Here is a 17,244-nt window from a genome sequence, read left to right as displayed (position 1 = left end):
CTCACTTCGAGGTCGTGCTGGCCGACTGCGTCGCGCGTTGCAACGCGCGCGCCGTCAGCGCCTTGACGAGATCGCGCCGGTAAGCGGCGCTGATGTCCGGTTGATCGTACGGATCGATAGCGCCGGCCACCGCGTCGGCGATTGCAGCCAGCGTCGGTGCATCGACTGGTGCACCGACGAAGTCCGCAGCAAGTTCGTTCAGCACGAGCGGTGAATCCGCCACGCCGCCGAGTCCAATGCGCAGGCTGGAGAATCTGTTGCCGTCGAGCACGGCTGTGAGTGCGCAAGCCGCCATCGCGAAGTCGCCGTGCCGCCTGCTAAAGACTTCAAATGCGTGCCGCTCGCCCGCGCGTGCAACCGGGAAATGCACGGCTCGAATGATTTCTTCAGCGGCGAGATCGGTCGTCATCACCGCAATCAGGAACGCTGTGGCCGGAACCTCGCGGCTGCCGTCCGGTCCGGCAATCTCGATGCGCGCACCCAGTGTGCTTGCGATGAGCGGCATTTGCGCAGCAGGATCCGCATGCGCAAGGCTGCCCCCAAGCGTGCCGCGCTGACGGATCGCGTAGTGCCCAATGGTCGCGGCCGCCTCCGCGAGCAGCGGGCAAGCGGCGCGCACCGTGCTGTTGGTGGCCACCTCGTGATGACGCGTCATCGCGCCAATGGATAGCGAATCACCCGTAAGCGCCACGCCGCTGAGTTGCGGCAACGCGTTGAGGTCGATCAGATGCGCCGGCTGCGCAAAGCGCATGTTCATCATCGGCGCGAGGCTTTGCCCTCCCGCGATGACTTTGGCGTCGAAGCCGTGCAGCGCGAGCAGCGACAGCGCATCTTCAAGCGTGTGAGGCCGGTGATACGAGAATACCGCGGGTTTCATGCGTTCTGCGCCTTCAGGTTCACGCCGCTCGCCTGATCGAAAAGGTGCAGACGGCGGCGGTTGATCGACAGGGACACGCGTTCACCGACCTTGCAGGAACGCTCCTTGCCAACACGAAAAAACATCGACTGCCCCAGACATTGCAGGCCGATAAACTGATCGGAGCCAACCGGCAGCAACGAGGCGATGTCGCCTGTCAGCGAACAATCGGTCGAGTCGCCATGCTCGTCGATGTCCTCGGCACGAATGCCGGCCGACACTGCCCGGCCACTGCATCCTGCGAGCAGGCGTTGCGTCTCTTCATCGAGGGCGAGCGCAAGATCGCCGCTGCGAAAATGCAAACCGTGGTCGCCTTGCATCAGCACGCCGTCGATAAAGTTGATCGGCGGGCTGCCGAGGAAATTGGCGACGAATTTATTGGCTGGCCGTTCGTAGATGTCGTCGGGCGAGCCGATCTGTTGCACGATGCCCTGGCGCATCACGACGATGCGGTCGGCGAGCGTCAGTGCTTCGGCCTGATCGTGCGTCACGTACACGAAGGTCGTCTGCATCGACTGATGCAGTGCCTTGATGCTCGCGCGCATCGACACGCGCAGCGCCGCATCGAGGTTCGACAGCGGTTCGTCCATCAGAAAGACCGCGGGCTGGCGCACCATTGCGCGGCCGAGTGCGACCCGCTGGCGCTGCCCACCCGACAGTTGCCCGGGCCGCCGGTCCAGCAGATGCTCGATTTCAAGCGACTGCGCGGCCGCGCGCACTCGCGCATCGATCTCCTGTTGCGGATATTTGCGCATCCGCAGGCCGAATGCGATGTTGTCGTACACGTTCTTGTGCGGATACAGTGCGTAGCTTTGAAACACCATCGCCACATCGCGCCGGTGCGCCGGCAAGCCATTGACTTCGACGTCGTCGAACCGCAAGCTGCCCTCAGTGACCTCTTCCAGTCCGGCAATCATGTTGAGCGTCGTCGATTTGCCGCAGCCGGACGGTCCGAGCAGAACGAGAAACTCCTTGTCCTTGATCTGCAGATTCAGGTTGTCCAATGCGACATGCCCGTTTGCATACTTCTTTCCCACTTGCCGAAATTCGATTTGAGCCATGACCTTTCCCTTTATCCCTTTACCGCGCCGGCAGTCAGACCAGACACGATGTAACGCTCGAACACCACGGCGATGATCACTGGCGGCACAATCGCGACCACGCCGGCTGCGTTGATGAACGAAAAGCTCGTCGTGAAATCCGATGTGAACGACGCGACGATGATCGGGACGGTCTGCGACGCGGCGGTCTGCGTAAACATCAAGGCGAACAGGAACTCGTTCCAGCTGGTCAGGAACGTGAACATGATGACGGCGACGAGCGACGGCACCGCGAGCGGCAAGAACACCTTCAGCAAAGCCTGAATCCGCGAGCAGCCGTCGACCCGAGCCGCCTTGTCGAGCTCGTCCGGTAGCGATTCGAAATAGCTGAGCAACATGAAAACACTGAACGGCACCGTAATCGCGAGATAAGTGATGATCAGCGATCCGACGCTGTCGAGCAGGCCGAGCTTGCGCACGAACAGAAAGAACGGCACGACGAGTGCAATATCGGGAATCACGCGGGTAGCCAGCATGAAATACACCGACAGATCGCGGCCGATATAACGGATCTTCGCCATCGCATAAGCGGCGGGAACGCTGACGAGCAGGTTCAGCAACACCACCGCAGCGGCAACCACGAGGCTATTGCGCAGCGCCGGCAACAGGTACTGCGCGGTGGACGGAATGAACGCGGCGTTGCCGTCGTCCGACGCTGTGCCGGTGCTCGCCGCGACGATCGCCTTGAAGCTGGACAGCGTCGGCGGATGGGGAATCCAGTGTGGCGGAATGGACGTGATATCCGCTTCGCGCTGCAGAGAAGACGACAGCAGCCACGCAACCGGCGCCAGCACATACAGCAACATCACGATTGAACCGGCCAGCAGCGCCAGGCGTTTGACAAAGAGAGAAGATGACATCGCTTAGAGCCTCTTGCCGAGTAGGCGAATGATGGCGTACGACATCGCAAACGTGGCAAGCGCGAGCACATACGCGACCGCCGCACCGGTACCGAATGACAGGTTGCGGAACGTCTCGACGTAGATGTGCCAGGAGAGCACGTGAGACGCGTCGGCCGGACCGCCCTCGGTCAGAATGAAGAAGAGGTCGAAGTGGCGCACGGCCATCATCGCTTCGTAAATCATCACGAGCATGAAGCCGGGACGCATTGCCGGCAGCGTCACGTGCACGAACCGACTCCACAGGTTGGCGCCGTCTACCCGCGCGGCCGCGTACAGGTCCGACGGAATAGACTTCATCGTCACCAGCAGCAGGATGGTCGCGAGCGGTACTTCCTTCCATACGAATGCGTTGCAGATCAGCGCCAGCGTCTTGTGCGTGTCGCCCAGCCACACCATGTACTGGCCAATCACGCCAAGCTGCAACAGCAGTCCGTTGAGCGCGCCGTACCCTGAGTCGTAGATCCACTTCCACATCAGACCGTCGACCACATACGGAATAGCCCATGGAATCAGCAAGGCGGTCGACAGGATGCGCCGGCCGCGAAACTCCTGATTCAGCAATAGCGCCATCAGCGTCGCGATAACCATGATCGCGAGGACCGACACGACGGTGAACCATGCGGTGCGCTCGACCGCAGCCCAGAACATTGGATCGCGGAAGGTCTGGATGTAGTTGCCCAGCCCGACGAACGACACGCTGTTCATACGCGTCAAATGAATGTCGAACAGGCTCGTCCAGAACGAGTAAAGCACCGGAAACACGGCTACTGCGAGCAGCACCAGCATCATCGGCGTCAGCAGCAGCATTGCGCTACGTTGGTCGGAGGGCGCCACGGAATGTCTGGCAAGCCAGCGGCGGCCCAGGGCTTGAACGCTCATATCGACCTCAGGCTTTGCTCAACGCGGTCCACTTCTGCGCGGACTGTTTCAGTGCGTCGGCTACACTCGATTGACCGAGGATCGCCGCTTGCCATGCCGTACCGTTGGTCTCGTCCCATTCGCCGAACCAGCGCGTGATCACATCCTTCTTGCGGGCCAGATCCTGCTGCTTCTGAAACATCGAGAAATCGCCGTATTTTTCATACGCGGTGCGGACTTCCGGGTCGTTAAAGAGCGGCTTCACGCCGAATGCCGTGCCGGTATCCAGGAACATAGCTTTCTGGAACGCGTACTGGCCGTCGAATCGTCCGCCGAACGCTTCGATCAGGCGCGTCGCCTCAGCGGCCCGCGTCTTGTTGGCGCCGGCGGCGGCGCTCATCGCGTGCATCCGCATCCACGCAACCGTGGCGTGCGAACCAATCGGGCCGGCCGGCATCAGCGCCTGTTTGATATGGCCCGCGACACGCGACTGGCGCGGATCGTTAAGCGCCTGAACCCGGTAGCGAGGCAACAGCGCGAACGCGTGATTGCCCGACGCCACGGCCTTGAAGCCGTTCAATTCTCCCAGTTCGACGCAGGCGGGCGAAACGATGTGGTGCTTGTTGACCGCATCGGCGACCCATTGCAGCGAAGAGACTGCGCCGTGCTTCGGATCGTCCATCACTGCCTTGCCGCTGTCGTCGACAAAGCGGCCGCCGTTGGAAAACACCAGCGAAGACATGAACTCGATCAGCCAGCTTTCGCGTGCCATCGACAGCATCAGCGGGTATTGCGAGAGACCCGCATTCTTGATCTTCAGCGATTGCGCGACCAGTTCGTCCCACGTTGCAGGAGGCGCCGCGATGCCTGCCTTTGCGAGCTTGTCGGCGTCGTACAGAAACGCCATGTAGTCGGTGTAGTACGTAAGACCGTACTGACGACCCTTGTAGCGCATCGATTGGGTGCAGAAGTCCTGCACTTCGCCGTTGTACTTGAGCAGTTGCGGATAGCCGTCGAGCGGCGCAAGCCAGCCCGCGTCGGCCCACTCGGGCAGCCAGCCGTCGGACACCCACAGCACGTCGATCGGCGCCTGGCCGACGAACTTCGTCACCATCGCCTCGCGATACTGTGCGAATGGGAGGTTGTTGTAGTTGACGTTTAGTCCAGATTCCTTTTGAAACGGCACGAGCATGCGCTTCACCGTATCGACGCCCGCCGACCAGGTATGGAGATTCACGCTGTCGGCAGCGAAGGCCCGTGACATCCCGCCCATCAAACCGGAAGCAGCGAGCCCGGCGCCCGCCGACAACTGTAGAAATCGACGACGACCGTTCCCGAATCTATTGACCTTACTCATGGTTCGCTCCGACCGCCTGCGCGGCGCTGTTCTCACGTGGCGTAGCCGCTGGTTCGGCTACCTCTTGAGACGCGAAGATATCTTCGAGAAAATAAATCGTCAACTGACGACATACGTTTTCCGAAAATTTTTTTACCTGTCGATGGCGCAGACCTGCTGAGCACAGCCGGCCGTTTCGTCGTACCTTTCCAGCCATTTAATCAGATGAATTTCTCTACTCAATCGCGCGGGTTTGCGCGTTCAGCCCGTGCTCCGCGAAATATTCGGCAGCCTTGGCCAGCACGCGTGCCGGACACTCGACACGCGGCAAGCGCTGCGGCGCCTTTTCACCGGCCGCTTGACCGGGGCCCGAGTTTCCCCGGCCCCGCAACCGGATTCCGCAACATCCTTCGGCTCGGCCTTCGCGACTCTCCCGTGCCTATCATTTGACAAATACATCTTCACCTGACGACTTATTTTTTTGATAGAGTATATCGTCACGGCGTAAAAAGCAGCGCCGCCAGCCACCCGGCATAGCCAAGTCCGTCTCAGGCTGTCGCGAAGCGAGCCTCATCTTTGACTGCGGACGGCTGCATGCACGTCAACCAGCGCTCCGCTTCCGCAAAGGACAATTCGACTCTGTGGAACTGGGCTTCACGGAAACCGTGGTGCCCGCCGTTTTGAGATGCCCTCCTTACTGCACGATGAAGTGACTTACCGACAGGCCGCTTCTCACATAGACCAGATATTTGAACCGGAACCTTCCATTCATGTACTTCCTCGCCGCCCTCATCTCCAAACTCGCCACCGGGCACGCCTTCACTCGTGCGGAGTCGAGCACCACGGCAACGCGCAGAAAGAAATCGCGCTTTCCCTGGCTTTAGTCGTCGATGGCGTTTCCGCCCGCGACGAGGTATGGCATTAGTTTGGGTAGTATCACGCGTTAGACGAATGCCTGGCGCCCGCGCAACCAGCTCATCGGCGCCACGCGCCAGCTGGAAAATCGGCTTCATGGTCGTGCCGCTGCGATACACGATTTGCATTACTATTTAATTCGGCATCGCTGAAAGGGATAACTTCACTCGTAATCCGCGAGCCATCCTCGCAACGCCGCCCTCTCCTCACCTACTCCCCCACTCCACCGCACTGCACTGCATATTCACGGAGCATTCCGCACCGTCGCGGCGCATCGAATCCCACGTCTGCACCAGCGCTTGGCATCGAATTCATGCTGCATCTTCGTGCCATTTTGTCCTCATTTTCCCTATCGGACAAAAACCGCCACATTTTCAGTTCATTCGGGACAAGCTGATTTCCGGCACAGACGGATGACGGCGACAGGCCTGGTACTCGCTCTATTGAGCCAGCCTCGATCAGCAACGGACTCTCTCATGAATCGCACACCCACACCGCGCAAGCTTCCCGTCACCATCATCTCCGGGTTTCTCGGCGCGGGTAAAACCACCCTCGTCAATCAGTTGCTGCAGCAACGCGCGCCGGGATCAATCGGCGTGGTCGTCAACGAATTCGGCGAAGTCGGTATCGACGGGCAACTAATCGTCGCCGAAGAACGGACGCTGGTCGAAATCAATAACGGCTGCGTGTGCTGCACGGTGCGCGCGGACCTCGTCGGCAGTGTGAAAGCGCTGCTGGCGCGCCCGCAGACCGGCGCGGCGCCCATGCAGCGCCTGATCGTCGAGACATCCGGACTGGCCGATCCGGCACCGGTCCTGCAAACGTTCCTCGTCGATCCCGACCTGCGCGAAGCCGTGAATCTCGAATCGGTCGTCACCGTGGTCGACGCACTGCATCTGCGCCGACAACTCGATGACGACATTGCGCGCGAACAGGTTGCCTTCGCCGACGTCATTCTGATCAACAAGCTCGACCTGATCACGAAAGACGCGCTAATCGCTATCGAACAAACAATCCGTTCATTGAATCCAACCGCCGCCATCATCACGTCGACCCGTTCGCAAATCCGCGCGGACGCTCTGCTGGGTATGCGTCGCTTCTCGCTCCCCACGCTGCTCACGATCGAGCCCGATCTGCTCGACGAGGGCGCTCACGACCATGAACACGACACGTCGATTCAATCGCGTGCGCTGGTCGAAAAGGGCGACCTCGATGCGACACGCTTTAACCGTTGGATCAATGAACTCGTGCAGCAGCAAGGCCAGCAACTGATGCGGATGAAAGGGGTCCTCAACTTCCACGCCGAAGCGCGGCAGTTCCATTTCCATAGCGTGCATATGTTGCTGGAAGCCGAACCCGGACGCGCATGGCTGAAGGACGAGCCGCGCGAGAACAAGCTCGTGTTCATCGGCCGCAATCTGGATTTTCCGCAACTACGCGAATCGTTTCTCAGCTGTATCCACTAGCCGCACTTACCTCAAGGAGCCTGCAATGAAGAAGACTGATGCGCTTACCGTCAGTATCGGCGTGCTCGCCGTCGTCGACACCTACATCACGGCAACGGTGTTTCCGGTCCCGGTGTGGGTCACGTTTATCGCGTGGGCGTCGTTCTTCGTGGTCGGCGGCGGCCCGCGCGGCTTCGTGCAGAGCGTTGCATCGAACCTCGCCGGGCTGGCCATCGCGTCGCTCTCGCTGTTGGCGATCGCCAATACCGGCCCGGCGCCGCTCGCCGTAGCGATTTGCGTCGGTGTCGGGAGTGCGGCGATGGTACAGGTGTCGAAACTGAAGCTACTCAATGTGCTGCCCGCCGTCGTGTGGGGCTTCGCTTCGACAGTCGGCACCACGGTCGCCACCGGTAAGGCAATCACCACGGTCGGCATCCAGAACCCCGCGTTGGTGGCCGCCGCCGCACTCGTCACCGGCGCCGTCTTCGGCATCGTCTCCGAAGCGTTCGGCGAAGCACTGAGCCACAAGCCTCAGCCTCAACTCAACTGACCTCACACTTCAGGAACCGCACACCATGAAACTACAGCACAACCTTGGCGGGCTCGAAAACCTCGGACCCGTCAATGTCGAGACACGGGTTTTCGTCGAACCATGGGAGAAGCGCATTTTCGGCATTCATACGGTGATGATGGCGGAAAGCACGCATCTGTCGGACGCGCGGCCAAAGTACCCGGTGGCGACGCTGCCTAGCACGTTCAGGAATACGTGGACCTGGGCGTCGCTGCGCACCGGCGCCGAAGGCATGCAGCCGTTCGAATACTTCAAATACCGGTACTACGAAAAGTGGCTGATGGGGATCACGCAATTCTTCGTCGATCAGGGTTATGTATCGGCCGACGAACTCGCGCAGAAGACCGCGCATTACCGCGCCCATCCAGATGCGCCGCTGCCTGCACAGCCGAATCCGGCAATTGCCTCGCAGATCAACGACTACCTCGCAAAAGGCGATTCGGGGCTGAACGCACTGAAGGAGACACCGCGTTTCGAACCCGGTGCCGGGGTATGCATTGCCGATCCGGCCGCCGTCGATCACACGCGTTTGCCGGGCTACCTGCGCAACAAGCGCGGTGTGATCGACCTCGTCTATCCAGGTGCCTACTCCTACTTCGTTTCAACCGGGCCCGACGGCATCGGCGAGCCAATGCCCGTCTATCGCGTTGCATTCGAGGCCGAGGACATCTGGGGCAAGGACAAGAGCGAGCCGAACACGACGATCTACGCCGATCTATACGAAGCGTATCTCGATGCATCGAACTGAATCTCTACACCCATCATCTGGTACGGAACTAACATGAGCGAACTTTTCAAATACGACGACGAGCGCGAGGCCGCCAGCGCGGCCAAGGTACGGGCGCTCGAAGCGCTTCTGATCGAGAAAGGCGTGCTGGGTAGCGACTCCGTCGATACCGTGCTCAGTCATTTCGAAACGATGGCTGGCCCGTTCAATGGCGCGAAAATTGTGGCGCGCGCGTGGATCGATCCGGCGTTCAGGGAACGCCTTGTCGAAGACACACCGAAGGCGATTGCGGAAATGGACTTCCCGGCCGGCATGGAAGGCGCGGAAGGCGAACACATGGCCGCCATCGCCAACGGCGACGGCGTTCACAACCTCATCATCTGCACGCTCTGCTCCTGCTATCCCTGGCCGGTGCTCGGTCTGCCGCCCTACTGGTACAAGGACCCGGTGTTTCGCGCACGCGGCGTGCGCGAACCGCGCGCCGTGCTGAAGGAATTCGGCGTGCCAGTTTCGGACGATACGGAAGTCAAGGTATGGGACAGCAGCGCGCAAATCCGCTGGTTCGTCATCCCGGAGCGACCCGCCGGCACCGAAGGCATGAGCGAAGCAGAACTTGCCGCGCTCGTCACACCCGAAGCGATGATGGGTGTGGCGCTGGTGCCCTCGCCTTCTGCATCGCCGCGGCCGGCGGTCTGATCATGTTTACCCGGTTCGAGGAATATGCCGCCTCCAGCATGCTTGGACATCCGGACTCCCCACCGCGCATGCAAGGCAAACTGCTGTTCGACAAGCCATGGGAACGGCAGGTATTCGGGATCGCGCTTTCGCTGTCGAAGGCGGGGCACTTCGAGTGGGAAGACTTCCGTCAGAATCTCATCGAGTCGATCGCCGAATGGGAAGACGGATACTGCGCGGGGCAACCGCCGTGGGATTACTACGAGCGCTTTCTGCTCGCCCTCGAAAAGACCGTGGCGCAGGCTGGCGTGCTGTCGGCCACAGATATGGCGTCGCTGAATCTGCGCGCGTTGCGTCCGTCCAGCAACTGAGCCGCGCCCTTGCTTCCGGCGTTCAGATCAGAACGCCCGCGATATCGCATAACGAAGTTTCATCAGGATATCTACCATGCTCAAGCAACTGTCCAATGTACTCACCGGATCCGATCCGCAGGTCCAGCGCAAGCTCTTCGGCATCTACGGCCTGCTGTTGGCGACTAATGCCGCCGCGTGGATCTGGGCGTTCGCTTCGTTCTGGGGCCACCCGGTCCTGCTCGGCACCGCGTTCATCGCCTATGGACTGGGCTTGCGCCATGCGGTCGATGTCGATCACATTGCCGCGATCGACAACGTGACCCGTAAGCTCATGCAGGAAAAGAAACGCCCTGTCGCCGTGGGGTTATTTTTCTCGCTCGGTCACTCGACCATCATCGTCATCGCCTCGCTCGCGGTCGCAGCAGTCGCAAGCGTGCTGAACACGCGCTTTGCCCAATACAAGGAATTGGGCGGACTGATCAGCACGTCGGTATCGACCGTCTTCCTGTTCGTGATCGCGTTCCTGAACCTGCTGATTCTGAAATCGATCTTCCAGGCATGGCGCCACGTACGCGCAGGCGGCGCCTGCGTCGACGACGACTTCGACATGCTGCTGGCCGATCGCGGCTTCCTCGCGCGGATCTTTCGTCCGATGTTTCGGCTCGTCGCGCGCAGCTGGCACATGTTCCCGCTTGGCTTTCTGTTCGGACTGGGTTTCGATACCGCGACCGAGGTGAGCCTGCTCGGCATGTCCGCGTCGCAGGCTTCGCACGGCATTTCGCCATGGGCGGTAATGGTGTTCCCGGCGCTTTTCAGCGCAGGGATGTCGCTGGTCGATACGCTCGACGGTCACCTGATGCTCGGCGCCTACGGTTGGGCGTATCTTAAGCCGATTCGTAAGATCTACTACAACATGACGATCACGCTGGTGTCGGTCGCGGTCGCGCTGCTGGTCGGCACGATCGAGGCCTTGGGCCTGATTTCTGACCACTTGAAGCTCGAAGGCAAGCTGTGGGATGCTATCGGTACGTTGAACGACAACTTCGGCACGCTGGGCTACGTCATCATTGGTATCTTCGCCGCGAGCTGGCTCGTGTCGATGGTGCTTTACCGAACCCGGCGCTTCGACGAACTCGAAACGAGCCGCTAAGCGAGCGCATGCGGCATGCGTCGCGCCAGCCTCGGCTCCATTTTGACTGACACCTATGCGCAAGATCACCGTCGGAATGGTCCTGTTCCCCGGATTCCAGTTGCTCGATATCGCGGGCCCCAAAGACGCCTTTGCGGAGGTCCGCATCCTCAGTCAGGGGGCGTGCGAATACGAAATGCTGACGATCGGAACGACGCGAGGCAGCGTGCTGTCTTCCAGCGGGCTGACGGTCATGCCGGACCGGACCATCTTCGATCCGTGTCCGCATTTCGACACGGTGATCGTGCCCGGCGGCCTCGGCGTATTCGAAGTACTCGAAGACTCGACGCTCAGCGAATGGCTCGCGAAGCAGCACAAGAGTACCAGGCGGATCGCCGCTATCTGCAACGGCGTTTTTGCTTTCGGCGCCGCCGGCATGATCGATAACCGGACGGTCACGACACACTGGATGGACGCCACGCGTCTTTCCTCGATGTTTCCGAAGGCGAAGATCGAACCCGACCAGATCTATGTAAAAGACGACCGCCTCTACACGACCGCAGGCGTGACCGCTGGCATCGATCTCGCGCTGGTCATGATCGAAGAGGACTTCGGCAGGAAAATGGCGCTCGACGTCGCGAAGTATCTGATCGTGTACGTGCGCCGCGCAGGCGGCCAGTCGCAGTTCAGCCCGTTGCTGGAAACCCAGGCCGCCAGCGATTCCCAGATCCAGTCGATTCAGCAGTACCTGCTCGACAATCTTCATCTGAATCATACGACCACGTCGCTTGCGCGTCGGCTCAAAATGAGTCCGCGCAATCTGTCCCGTATCTTCACCAAGGAATGCGGCGTCAGTCTCATCGCATTCCTGAACGACGCGCGCATCGACGCCGCGCGCCGCTACCTCGAAAGCACCCGCCACCCGATCGGCGAAATCGCGAAGCGTTGCGGCTTTGAGAGCGCGGATACACTTCGGCGCACGTTTAGCCGCCGGCTTCAGATCAGTCCCGTCGAATACCGGCAGCGCTTTCGCTCCGGCAATCCGGTGAACGAAGCGGTCCGCGAATCCGGCCGATAACCGGGATTCTTTCAATTTCACACACAGTCGACTAGCGCAGTGGCTGGCCGGTCACTGCATCAAGAAACAACTTGGAGTTCTCAGCCGAGCCGAAGTCGAACATGTTATTGATTGTGCCGGCCATGACATCGAATGAACCTTGCCCAACGCGCGCGCCGTTCAGCCAGTTGTCTTCGATGAAGCGAAGAACAGAAGTTTGGTCGGTCAGCGTATGATCGACGTAGTTTGCCTTCGCGTACGGCGAGACCACAAGCAGCGGGAGACGGGGACCATACCCGCAGCGGCCCTGCACCGGTACACCTGTTAGCCCATCGAGCGGTGTGCCTCGGCCGCAAGTATTCGGACCGTTGAGCGCGTCCTGCGTGCTTGTCGATCCGTTGACGACGTGAGATACGTGGTCATACCAGCCGTCCGAATCGTCGTAGGCGAGCACGACCGCCGTGCTCTTCCAGTCGTCCTGTTGCTGGAGAAAGTTGATTACCTTCGTCACGAACGCCTGCTCATCGAGGGGGTCCGAATTGCCCGCGTGCGCATCCTGGTACGCCGGCGCCTTAAGAAAATTGACGGCAGGAAAATTCCCCGCGCTCACCGCCGCGTAGAAGTCGTCGATGTCATATTGATGGTTTGCGCCACCGTCACTGCTGGTGCCGATTGCCGCAACGGACGCAGGACGCTCGTGCTTCGGATTAGCGGTCGACGCGTAATACTGGAACGGTTGATGATGCGGCACGTAGTCGACCTTATAGCCCTTCACCACCGGCGAATATGAGCTGCGCGCACAGCCGGTCGTTCCGTTCGCATTCCTCGCGCCGAGGTCGAAGCCACCTTCAAACCAGCCCCACGAGATATTCTTCGCGTTCAGCAGGTCGCCGACATTCTTCCCCTGCATACCGATTGTCGTGCCCTTGGAACAGACGTCGCCCGTCGGATCGAGGTCACCGACGACTGTCAGGCCGCCGGCGCCGTCGCTAACGATGTTCCGATTGGTCGTATTCGCGGGTGCCACCGTCGCCCCATTCGTCTGCCCGGAGATCAGGTTCAGCGCACCAGGCGTGGATGGGCCAAACGTCGTGTCGAACGAGTTGTCGTTTAGCGCGAAGTGTTGCGCATAGTTCCACAGCGCGGTAACGGTGTTGCCGTCGTAATACCCCATCACGAGCCCCTTTGTGTACAAGGCACTCGAGCCGCCTGTTGCCGAGGTGCGGCCGGTGTATTTCGGAAACAGGTCCATCGCGCCACTATCGAATGCCAATTGCTCCGGCTTGTAGGCGTGATCTTGTGACGCCGTAAGCGCCTGCGAGCGATCGAGACGGAATGGATCTGCAGCGCCGGAGCCGTTGGCGGCGTTCGTCGAATTCGGATTGGACCTGAGTAGCCCGTCCAGTAGCCCGTTGATCCGTCGCGTATTGGGCAATGTGCTGAAGGTCGGCTCACCTGCCGGGTTCAGCGCATTCGGGTATGTTCCAAAGTAGTGATCGAACGAAACGTTCTCGCCAAATATCACGACAAGATGTTTGATCGGGGTAGCCGTCTGCACTCCATCCTGGGGCCGTGGTACCGAGGCAGTTGCGACGCTCGACGTGACGTCGGCTTCATCACCATACGCTCCGAGCGAGACAGACAGGCAAAGCGCTAGTGCAGTTGCCAAGGGAAATTGCCGACGAACCAACATCATGTCTATGTCTACCTATTGAAGTGTTTCCCAATGCATCGCTTTGCGAACGGAACACGCCCATTCTCGCCTGCACCGGTGTCGTAACTGTTAAGCGACGATTACGAGTTCGTCATCTTCCATCGGAGCCGTCATCTCCGCGTGACTGAGATGACATGTGACCCACACTACAAATGCATATCCGCACCCTCCTCTCGCAAGCATATGCGCGATGAGAACACGGTGGTGTCTAAGCTTTTGCCGCCTCCCCGGCTACCATCCGCCGGCTCAATCAATGATCGTCAAGTGAAGATATTTATCGTACATCATTACGCTCACATCATGTTGAAGCAACATCGACACGACACCGATTCGCCATTTTACAGGCCTATCATGCTCAAAAACAGAGCGTGCAGCGGCTAAAAATAGTGTCGTCACATGACGACTACACTTCCTACTTCATTACCAACGATGACACGCTAGCGTCACAGTAGTTCCGTAAAACGTCTCCCTCGGCGAAGGTGAGCGCGTCGGACATGCGATTCATGATGTCGATCCGATCAACGTCGATGAATACCTGCGCTAGTTAGGCGGCTTGAATCATTTTTAGTCATCCTATCTAGTTGTTTACACGGCGCAATTTTCGAGAAGGTGCCGAACTTTTCACAGTCCCGACACTACAGACGTGGGCAACCAGTCGGGATGTTTGCAACGATTGATGGAGAATCAACATGCCGCACAGGCATATGGCAGGGTTGTTGGTCGGATTGATGAGTAGCACAATTATGACCGTCGCACATGCAGCGGACATGGCGACTTTGCAGGGTCACGTGTTGACAAGCGCGAACAAGCGTCCGCTTGCCGGCGCTCGAGTTCAGATTCGCGAGACGGGGACAAGTACCACCACCTCGGCTGACGGCGCCTTTCGTTTCACCGGGCTTCCGGTGGGCAGATACACACTGGTCGTCACGCCCAGTCGTTCATCCGCGGTCGAACGGACTGTGATGGCGCGCGCGGACGACACCGCAAACGACGACGTTATCGTGGACGCACCCGTTGCCTCGCTCGACCACGTGACCGTCGCGTCGCAGCGCACCGCGAACGTCGTCGCACGTGCGACTCAGCAGAGCGCTCCGAACATGGTGACCATCCGGACCGCCGACGACATCCGCAAGGCCCCCGACGTGAGCGCCGCTGAAGCCGCTGCGCGTATTCCGGGCGTGTCGCTCGAGACGGACTCCGGCGAAGGTCGCTATGTCAATATCCGCGGCCTCGACACCAACCTGAACAGCACCACGTTCGGCGGCATCCACCTGCCGCCGACCAACCCGGCTTCGGCCCAGAACGGGGGGCGTGCTGTCGCGCTCGATACGATTCCGGCCGGCATGATCGGGCAGATCCTCGTGACCAACACCAACAAGCCCGAACAGGATGCCGATGCGCTCGGCGGCACGATCGACATTTCGCCTCGCACGTTGCCCCCTTCGGGCAAGCCGTTCCTGGATGCCAAGCTCGGTTCAGGTGTCGAAACGCTGCGCGGGAGCACAGTTTCGGATGTCGAGATGACAGCGGGTGCGCGCTTCGGCGCGCACGGTATTGCCGGTCTCGGTTCGGGCATCACGTCATATTCCGACGCGCCGTTCACCTTCATCGGTACCTTTGCCTACAACCAGGACCACCGCGGCGTCGACGACGAAGAAAACGCCTATGTCGATGCGCCCGGCGTACCGAACAAAGCCTACGCGCAAACCGACCCGCGTTACTACAACTATCATCGCAAGCGCCTTGGCTACGGCGGCGAACTGGACTTTCAGCCTAACGCCGACAACAAGTGGTATTTCCGCTATTACAATTTTGGCTATACGGAGAACGTGAACCGGCAAGATCTCCAGACCAACTTCACTGGCAATCCGGTCCAGAATGCGGACGGCACGCTCACGGATACGGCGACCTATGCGAAGGGGTTGCGCGACGAGAAGGAGACGCTGCGAACGCAACTTTTTGCGCTGGGCGGTGAAAACAGGATCGGGCCCGGCAAGATCGACTATCGCGCCGGCTTCACCAGTGGAACCTACGACAAACCGTACGACCTGAATTCGACGTTCAACAACGGCGCCCCGGCCACGGTGACGTATTACCCCGGCTCTGACTTCGCGACGCAATCGATCGTGTCAGGTCCGAACCCGGCTAATCCCGCCGGCTACACGCTGGGCCAGATCGTCAACTCGTCGCAGTACGTCAAGACCGATGAGTGGTCGGCCAACGTCAACTACACGCTGCCGACTCACTTCACGAGTGCCGATGACGAACAGTTCAAGTTCGGCGCTGGCCTGCGCCGAATGACCTTCGCCAGCGCGCAGAGCAACTACACGTACTCGCCGGCCGCGGGAATCCCGCTGTCGCAGGCGGTGTTCGGCGCGCCGAACGTTTTCTACAACGGCATGTACAACATTGGGCCGTCCATCAGCGATGGCGTCATGAGCGGCATTTATGGCGCCGCTGCGGCCAACGGCAACGTAACGGGTAACCCGTTGAAGGACGCCGCCGCGTTCTCGGCCATCAACGAGAACATCTATAGCATGTATGGCCAGTATCAGTTCGGCTGGGGCCGTCTGGGGGTGCTGGCGGGTCTGCGCGGCGAATGGACGCAGGATGCGTTCAGCGGCAATCTGATCAACGGCAGCTCCGTCACGCCAAACCAGACGTCGAACAACTACTTCAACCTGTTTCCGTCCCTGCAGTTGCGCTACGATTTCACGCCGACGCTGGTGGGTCGAGCGATCTATTCGAGCACGATCGCGCGTCCGGGCTTTGCCCAGAGCAGTGCGTCGGTCATGGCCGATCCGGGGACGGGAACTGTGACCACCGGCAACCCGAACCTGAAGCCGACCACTTCACAGAACTTCGATATTCAGTTCGAGAAGTATTTGCCGCATGGCGGAATCATTTCGCTGGGCGCGTTCGACAAGTCAATGTCCGACTACGTCGTGGGCGAGACATCCACCGTCTTCAGCTCGCCTTATCTCCAGGGGTATTCGGGCCCCATCAAGCTCGTAAGCTTTGCCAATGTCTCGTCGGCACGTGTACGAGGCATCACCGCCAACTATGAGCAGCACTTCACGCAGTTGCCGGGGTTCCTGAGCGGCCTGGGCGCGGACGCGAACTGGACATGGACCAATTCACACCTGGACATTCGCCCGGGTGAAGACCACACGCTGCCATCTGGTCCGCGCAATTCGTATAACGCCAGCGTGTTCTACGAGCGTGGTCCGTTGGACATGCGCCTGTCGGCCTCCTATGTGGGCAAGAGCCTGTGGGCAGTGGGCAGTTCTGCTGCAACCGACGTCTACACCGCATCGCGCTTCTCGCTCGACTTCGGCGGCAGCTACCAGATCAGAAAGGATGTGGGCATCTATCTCGACGTGCGCAACATCCTGAACACGCCGTTGAAGTTCTACGAGGGCTCGCCGGACCGTCCAATCCAGCGCGAGTTCTACGGCCCGACCGTGATGGTCGGCGTGACGATCAACGAATAACTTTCTTAACACGGTTGAAAATAATGAAACTCAAAACATTTGTGCAATCTGC

14 protein-coding genes are annotated in these 17,244 nt (G+C 60.0%); 8 read left to right on the top strand and 6 right to left on the bottom strand.

The genetic code is table 11. From position 1 onward, the window contains the following. Position 1 precedes the first annotated feature (1 nt). The 5 genes from P3T25_RS02875 to P3T25_RS02855 are packed head-to-tail and all read right to left on the bottom strand — an operon-like array spanning position 2 to position 5,133. Positions 2-877 carry an FAD binding domain-containing protein gene (locus P3T25_RS02875; RefSeq protein ID WP_429357410.1) on the bottom strand — a complete coding sequence of 292 codons (876 nt, stop codon included), beginning with the start codon at positions 875-877 and terminating at the stop codon, positions 2-4. Then, a complete protein-coding gene (locus tag P3T25_RS02870) occupies positions 874-1,977 on the bottom strand; it encodes an ABC transporter ATP-binding protein (RefSeq protein WP_266257633.1) in 1,104 nt (367 codons plus the stop codon). Before P3T25_RS02870 ends, P3T25_RS02875 begins: the two co-directional genes overlap by 4 nt. Before the next feature lie 11 nt (positions 1,978-1,988). Then, the gene (locus P3T25_RS02865) at positions 1,989-2,876 is read right to left on the bottom strand and encodes a carbohydrate ABC transporter permease (RefSeq protein ID WP_429357409.1); all 888 of its coding nucleotides are present in this window, start codon (positions 2,874-2,876) and stop codon (positions 1,989-1,991) included. A 3-nt stretch (positions 2,877-2,879) separates the two neighbouring features. Next, the gene (locus P3T25_RS02860; protein WP_429357408.1) at positions 2,880-3,797 is read right to left on the bottom strand and encodes a carbohydrate ABC transporter permease; all 918 of its coding nucleotides are present in this window, start codon (positions 3,795-3,797) and stop codon (positions 2,880-2,882) included. Positions 3,798-3,804: 7 nt separating this feature from the next. After that, positions 3,805-5,133, bottom strand: a complete 1,329-nt coding sequence (locus P3T25_RS02855) for an extracellular solute-binding protein (RefSeq protein ID WP_429357407.1) — start codon at positions 5,131-5,133, stop codon at positions 3,805-3,807. Between the two features lie 1,370 nt (positions 5,134-6,503). Here P3T25_RS02855 and P3T25_RS02850 point away from each other — a divergent pair. The 7 genes from P3T25_RS02850 to P3T25_RS02820 all read left to right on the top strand — a co-directional run bounded on the left by P3T25_RS02850 (position 6,504) and on the right by P3T25_RS02820 (position 12,005). Next, positions 6,504-7,493, top strand: coding sequence for a CobW family GTP-binding protein (locus P3T25_RS02850; RefSeq protein ID WP_429357406.1), 990 nt, complete (start codon positions 6,504-6,506; stop codon positions 7,491-7,493). Positions 7,494-7,518: 25 nt separating this feature from the next. Beyond that, positions 7,519-8,022 (top strand): DUF1097 domain-containing protein, encoded by a 504-nt coding sequence (locus P3T25_RS02845; protein ID WP_429357405.1) that lies wholly within the window; start codon positions 7,519-7,521, stop codon positions 8,020-8,022. Positions 8,023-8,047: 25 nt separating this feature from the next. Beyond that, the gene (nthB, locus tag P3T25_RS02840) at positions 8,048-8,791 is read left to right on the top strand and encodes a nitrile hydratase subunit beta (protein ID WP_429357404.1); all 744 of its coding nucleotides are present in this window, start codon (positions 8,048-8,050) and stop codon (positions 8,789-8,791) included. 33 nt (positions 8,792-8,824) lie between these two features. Then, complete coding sequence (nthA, locus tag P3T25_RS02835) at positions 8,825-9,466, top strand: nitrile hydratase subunit alpha (protein WP_429357403.1); 642 nt, start codon at positions 8,825-8,827, stop codon at positions 9,464-9,466. A 2-nt stretch (positions 9,467-9,468) separates the two neighbouring features. After that, positions 9,469-9,816, top strand: a complete 348-nt coding sequence (locus P3T25_RS02830; RefSeq protein WP_266257624.1) for a nitrile hydratase accessory protein — start codon at positions 9,469-9,471, stop codon at positions 9,814-9,816. A 76-nt stretch (positions 9,817-9,892) separates the two neighbouring features. Continuing rightward, a complete protein-coding gene (locus P3T25_RS02825; protein ID WP_266257623.1) occupies positions 9,893-10,948 on the top strand; it encodes a HoxN/HupN/NixA family nickel/cobalt transporter in 1,056 nt (351 codons plus the stop codon). Between the two features lie 55 nt (positions 10,949-11,003). Continuing rightward, positions 11,004-12,005: a GlxA family transcriptional regulator gene (locus tag P3T25_RS02820; protein WP_154564929.1), complete on the top strand. Its 1,002-nt coding sequence runs from the start codon at positions 11,004-11,006 to the stop codon at positions 12,003-12,005. 31 nt (positions 12,006-12,036) lie between these two features. On the opposite strand, the gene P3T25_RS02815 is transcribed toward P3T25_RS02820, so the two are convergent. Then, positions 12,037-13,677 (bottom strand): phospholipase C, encoded by a 1,641-nt coding sequence (locus P3T25_RS02815; protein WP_429357533.1) that lies wholly within the window; start codon positions 13,675-13,677, stop codon positions 12,037-12,039. A gap of 749 nt (positions 13,678-14,426) precedes the next feature. Between P3T25_RS02815 and P3T25_RS02810 the strand changes: the two genes are divergently transcribed. After that, positions 14,427-17,192: a TonB-dependent receptor gene (locus tag P3T25_RS02810; RefSeq protein WP_429357402.1), complete on the top strand. Its 2,766-nt coding sequence runs from the start codon at positions 14,427-14,429 to the stop codon at positions 17,190-17,192. Positions 17,193-17,244 lie beyond the last annotated feature (52 nt).

This window comes from Paraburkholderia sp. GAS32 (assembly GCF_050434225.1).
Taxonomy (GTDB): Bacteria; Pseudomonadota; Gammaproteobacteria; order Burkholderiales; family Burkholderiaceae; genus Paraburkholderia; species Paraburkholderia madseniana.
Note: the sequence above shows the minus strand (reverse complement) of the source record. Positions and strands in the feature narration are given on the sequence as shown.